The 4,883-nt window shown below is 68.8% G+C and carries 3 protein-coding genes and 1 pseudogene; all 4 read right to left on the reverse strand.

Going from position 1 to position 4,883, the window contains the following annotated elements; all coding sequences use genetic code 11:
• Nucleotides 1–19 precede the first annotated feature (19 nt).
• Nucleotides 20–613: a DUF742 domain-containing protein gene (locus tag IE198_RS34645; protein ID WP_189894046.1), complete on the reverse strand. Its 594-nt coding sequence runs from the start codon at nt 611–613 to the stop codon at nt 20–22.
• A gap of 118 nt (nt 614–731) precedes the next feature.
• Nucleotides 732–1,145, reverse strand: coding sequence for a roadblock/LC7 domain-containing protein (locus IE198_RS34650; protein WP_005311461.1), 414 nt, complete (start codon nt 1,143–1,145; stop codon nt 732–734).
• Between the two features lie 10 nt (nt 1,146–1,155).
• On the reverse strand, nt 1,156–4,452 hold the full coding sequence (locus IE198_RS34655) for a sensor histidine kinase (RefSeq protein WP_189894048.1): 3,297 nt from the start codon (nt 4,450–4,452) through the stop codon (nt 1,156–1,158).
• A 351-nt stretch (nt 4,453–4,803) separates the two neighbouring features.
• Nucleotides 4,804–4,883: pseudogene (locus IE198_RS34660) on the reverse strand (ATP-binding protein); the annotation flags it as partial.

A 4,883-nucleotide genomic window follows, 5' to 3' on the forward strand; every position in this document is an offset into this window, starting at 1 on the left:
TGAGCGGGCAGCACCGCCGCTAGAGCTTGCGAAGTCCACTGAGCACCCTTTCGAGCAGTGTCACATCTGGCTGGCCGCCGGCGGACTCGTCGCCGCCGGGCTGGTGGATGGCGACAAGTCCGGCCTCCGCCAGGTCGGCGACGAGGATCCGGGCAACGCCGAGGGGGATGGAGAGGAGCGCCGAGATCTCGGCGACCGACTTGATCTCGAAGCACAGCCGGCAGATCCGCTGGTGCTCGGGCAACTGCCCCTGCAACCGGCTCGGATCGGCCGTGGTGCTGACCAGCGCCTCGATGGCGAGCTGGTAACGCGGCCGCGTCCGTCCGCCGGTCATGGCGTACGGACGGACCAGCGGATTGTGCCTGGCGGGCCCGGCTGTCGACGCGTTCGCGGGCCCCTGTGCCCGCCGCGGCGCCACCGGCTCGGTCCTGTGCGGTTGCGGCTGACCGTACGGAGAGTCGTAGGACTGCGCGTAGGGCGACTGCGGCTGCTGATAGGGCTGCTGCGCGCCGTGCCTGCCCGGCGTCGAAGGATAGTTGAAGCGGTTGTCTGTGTGCTCACCGTGGGGCTGATGGCCGCCCTCGTAAGGGCGTCCGCCTGGGGGTGTTGCCACAATTCCTCCTCCGACTGCCTGACGCCGGTCCCTGTCCCTGTGGAGCCCGCGCCACCGCACCTTAACGGTGCGGTGGCGAGAAACGCACTGTCTGTCTACTGATCAAGAAGCCGAGCGCTCAGTTGAGCAGGCTTCCCTGGAGCTCCGCACGCAGGTCAGGGGTGAGGACGCTGCCCGCACGGTCGACCAGGAGTGCCATCTCGTAGCCCACGAGGCCGATGTCGGCCTCCGGGTGGGCGAGGACGGCCAGCGAGGAGCCGTCGGAGATGGACATGATGAAGAGGAAGCCGCGTTCCATCTCCACAACCGTCTGATTGACGGCGCCGCCTTCGAAGATCCGGGATGCACCCGCGGTCAGCGAGGTCAGACCGGAGGCCACGGCCGCCAGCTGATCGGCGCGGTCGCGCGGGAAACCTTCGGACATCGCCAGCAGGAGTCCGTCGGCGGAGACCACCACCGTGTGGGACACCCCAGGGGTGTTGTCCACGAAGTTGGTGATCAACCAGTTCAGATTCTGCGCCGCCTGGCTCATCGGGCTCACACTAACGCTCCTGGTTGTAGGTACTGCCCGGGCCGTGGCCCGGTCCGTTCGTGTCCGTTCCCGCGCTGCGTCCCTGCTGGACACCGCGCCGCAGGTTGCTCAACCTGCCGCGCACGTCCTCAGGGGCGCGGGAGACCTGTGGGCCGCCCTGCGGGGTCTGCTCGGCCGTGCCCTCGATCAGGTTGGCCTTGGGCACCCGCCGGGGGAGACCGGACGAGGTGACCCCGCCCGCCTTCGGGTCGCGCAGCTTCTCCGCCCGCTGCCAGCGCTCGTCGTTCTTCGAACGCCAGGAGTCGGTGTCGGAGCCGCCACCGCCGAAGCCGGCCGTGCTGCCGGCTTCCGCGGCCTGCCCGCTCTGCCCCGCGGACGGGGCCTGCTCGGCGGACCGCTGCTGCCACTGCGGCTCGGACTGCTGTGCCGGCGGCTTCTGGCTGCTGCCGCGCCGGGGAAGGCCCGCATCCGTCAGCTCGTGGCTGCTGCTCGGAGACGGTCCCGGACGGTCGAAGCCTACGCGTTCTTGGGCATTCGCGGGAGCGCCCGGCGAAGATTCCGATTCCGTCCGGTACTCCGGCTCGTACGCGTCCTGGTAGTTGCCCTGGTCGGCCCACTCCGCCTGGTGGGACTGGGTGTCGTACTGGCCGTCGTACTGCTGCTCGGGAGACTGCGGCTCCTGGTATGTGGCTTCCGCATATGCGCCCTGGAGCGCGTCCTGCTGCTCCGTGTGCTCCGGGTAGCCGCCGGCCGCAGGCTGGTACGTCTCCTGGTAGCCGCTCTGGTACTCGTCGTACCCGCCCTGCTGGTTCTGGTCGTACCCGCCCTGCTGGTTCTGCTCGTACGCCGGCTGCTGGTTCTGCGCGTAGCCCTGGGCGTACTCCTGGCCGTACTCGGAGCCGTACTGCTGCTGCGACTCCTGCTCCTGCTCGTACGACGCCTCGTCGCGGTACAGCGGCCGCTCGCCGCCGTGGGCCTGGGCCTCGAGGGCCGCGCGGCGCTCCTCGCGCATCAGGGAGCGGCCTACGGGGTCGAGCTGCGAAGCGTTGCCCTCGGAGGGCTGCTCGTAGCGGGAGTCGTCGAAGCCGAGCTCGGCCGCGGTCCGCATCGGAGCGGCCTCGAAGGACTGCTGCTCCGGGATCATCTGCGAGACCGTGAAGTCGTCCTCGGGCAGCGCCTCGCCACCGCCACCGTGGGTGATGGCGTCGGGGAGCATGACCAGCGAGGTGGTGCCGGCCTGCTCGCCGGAGGGGCGCAGCTGGACGCGGATGCCGTGCCGGTCGGCGAGGCGGCCGACCACGAACAGGCCCATGCGCTGCGAGACGGCGGCGTCCACGGTCGGCGGGTTGGCCAGCTTGTGGTTGATGTCCGCGAAGTCCTCGGCGGTGAGGCCGATGCCCTTGTCGTGGATCTCGACCATCACACGGCCGTCGGGCAGCCGGGTCGCGGTGACGCGGACCTTGGTCTGCGGCGAGGAGAACGTGGTCGCGTTCTCCAGCAGCTCTGCGAGCAGGTGCACGAGGTCGGTCACGGCCTGGCCGTGGATGTCCGTCTCCGGGACGCCGCTGAGCTCGATGCGCTCGTAGGACTCCACCTCGGAGGAGGCGGCGCGCAGCACGTCGACCAGAGGCACCGGCTGGTTCCAGCGGCGGCCGGGCTCCTCGCCGGCGAGGACGAGGAGGTTCTCGCCGTTGCGGCGCATACGGGTCGCCAGGTGGTCCAGACGGAAGAGGTTCTCCAGCTGGTCCGGGTCGGCCTCGTTGTTCTCCAGGTCGGTGATCAGGGTCAGCTGGCCCTCGATCAGCGACTGGTTGCGGCGTGAGAGGTTCGTGAAGATCGCGTTGACGTTGCCCCGCAGCATGGCCTGTTCGGCGGCGAGCCGGACGGCCTCGCGGTGGACCTGGTCGAAGGCGCGGGCGACTTCGCCGATCTCGTCCTGGGTGTTGATCGGGATGGGCTGGACGCGGGTGTCCACGCGGCCCGGCTCCGTACGGGAGAGCTGGTCGACGAGCATCGGCAGGCGCTGCTCGGCGATGCCGAGGGCGGCGGTGCGCAGCTGGCGCATCGAGCGGCTCATCTGGCGGGCCATGAGGCCGGCCAGGATGAAGGCGGCGAGCAGGGCGATGACGACGATGGCGCCGGTGGTGACGGCGTCGTTGCGGGCGTCGTCGGAGATCGCGGCGGCTTCGTTCACGGCCCGGTCGACGAGATCGTTCTCGATCTCGGTGTAGCCGTCGAACTTGGCGGTGGCGGCACCCATCCACGTCTGGGGCGTGACGTCCTGCTGCTTCAGCTCGGTCGGGGAGACGCCCGAGCCGATCGCGGTGGCCATGCCGGTGAAGACGGAGCCGTCGGGGCCCTTGGGCGGGTTCAGACCTGCGGCTGCCAGGCGCTTGCCGCCCTCGGTGGCCTTGCCGGTCATGATCTCTTTGAGCCGCGCGGTGTCGGCCTCCGTGCCGCCGGAGACGTACTCACCGATCGCGATCTGCTCGAGGTAGTTGTACGAGTTGAAGGCGACCGTCTGGCGGTCGAACACACCCTCGTCCTTGCTCGGCCGCACCAGGAGGTGCATACCGATCGAACGCTGCAGTGACGCGGCGGCCTTGGCGAGCTGGACCGCGTAGACGGTGCGGCCGTAGCTGGTGACGTTGCCGGTGCCGAGGCCGAGCTCGTTGGAGAACTCCATCAGCACGTGCTGGATCTTGACGTAGCCCTCTTCGGTCTGCACCGGGTCGAGCGCCTTGGTGTAGGCCGCCTTGCGCAGATCGGCGAGCTTCGGCTCCTCCTGCCGGAACAGCTGGAGACGGCGGTCGAGGCCCTGCCCGTCGGGCATGTCCGCGACGGCCTCGTCGAACTTGACCTTGGCCGCGTCGGTGGTGTCGTACGCCTCGGTGACGACGGTGACCTGACGGGCGTCCTGGCTGGTGGCCAGCAGCAGCGGCTGTGCGGTCAGGTCACGCTCGTTGAGGAGCGCCTGGCCGTACTCGGAGGCGGCGCGCACGATCAGCGCCGTCTTCTCCGCGTCCTGGGCCTCGCTCCAGGTGTCGATCGACTGCTTGACCTGGAACCCGCCCATCATCAGACCGACGAGCACGGGTATCAGGAGGATCGCGTTCAGCCGGGTGGGCACCCGCCAGTTGCGCGGGGACAGCCGGCCGGAACTGCTGCCGGTACCGCTGGATCGGCCGACGGCCGGGGAAGTGCCGGAAGCTCCCGACGCATCCGCAGGCGACGCCGCTGTGCGCGACGGCGGGGTGAAGTTGCCCCGCGCCTGCTGCTCTGCGGAGCTCGTATTGCTTCGCCTCACTCGACCAACAACCTCTCGGCGTCGGCACCTACGCTGTGCCGTGTTTCGTTCAGAGCCGTGCTACTCGGCAGTTCGACGAATTCCAGCACGCCGACCGGCCCCATTCCAAACACTCGGAATCATCGATTCCGGTGGCTCATGCCCTGCACAAAACGGGCATAAAAGAACGAGCCCCGTCAAATGGCGAGGCTCATGTGAGCACAGTGGTACCGCCCGTGTGCGCCGGGTGTCCACTGTGCCGGAATTCTCTGTCGAAATGTTATGAACACTGAGGCGGGCCGTGTCAAAAGACACAGCCCGCCTCAGCGTCAACTACGACAACTGCCGTATTGCGCTGTCTACTTGACCAATCTACTTGAGACGGGCCATGAGTGCGTGTTCGACGAGTGTGATGAGTGCGCTCTTGGCGTCGGCGCGGTGGCGTGCGTCGG

The sequence above is a fragment of the Streptomyces xantholiticus genome (genome assembly GCF_014651015.1).
Classification (GTDB): domain Bacteria; phylum Actinomycetota; class Actinomycetes; order Streptomycetales; family Streptomycetaceae; genus Streptomyces; species Streptomyces xantholiticus.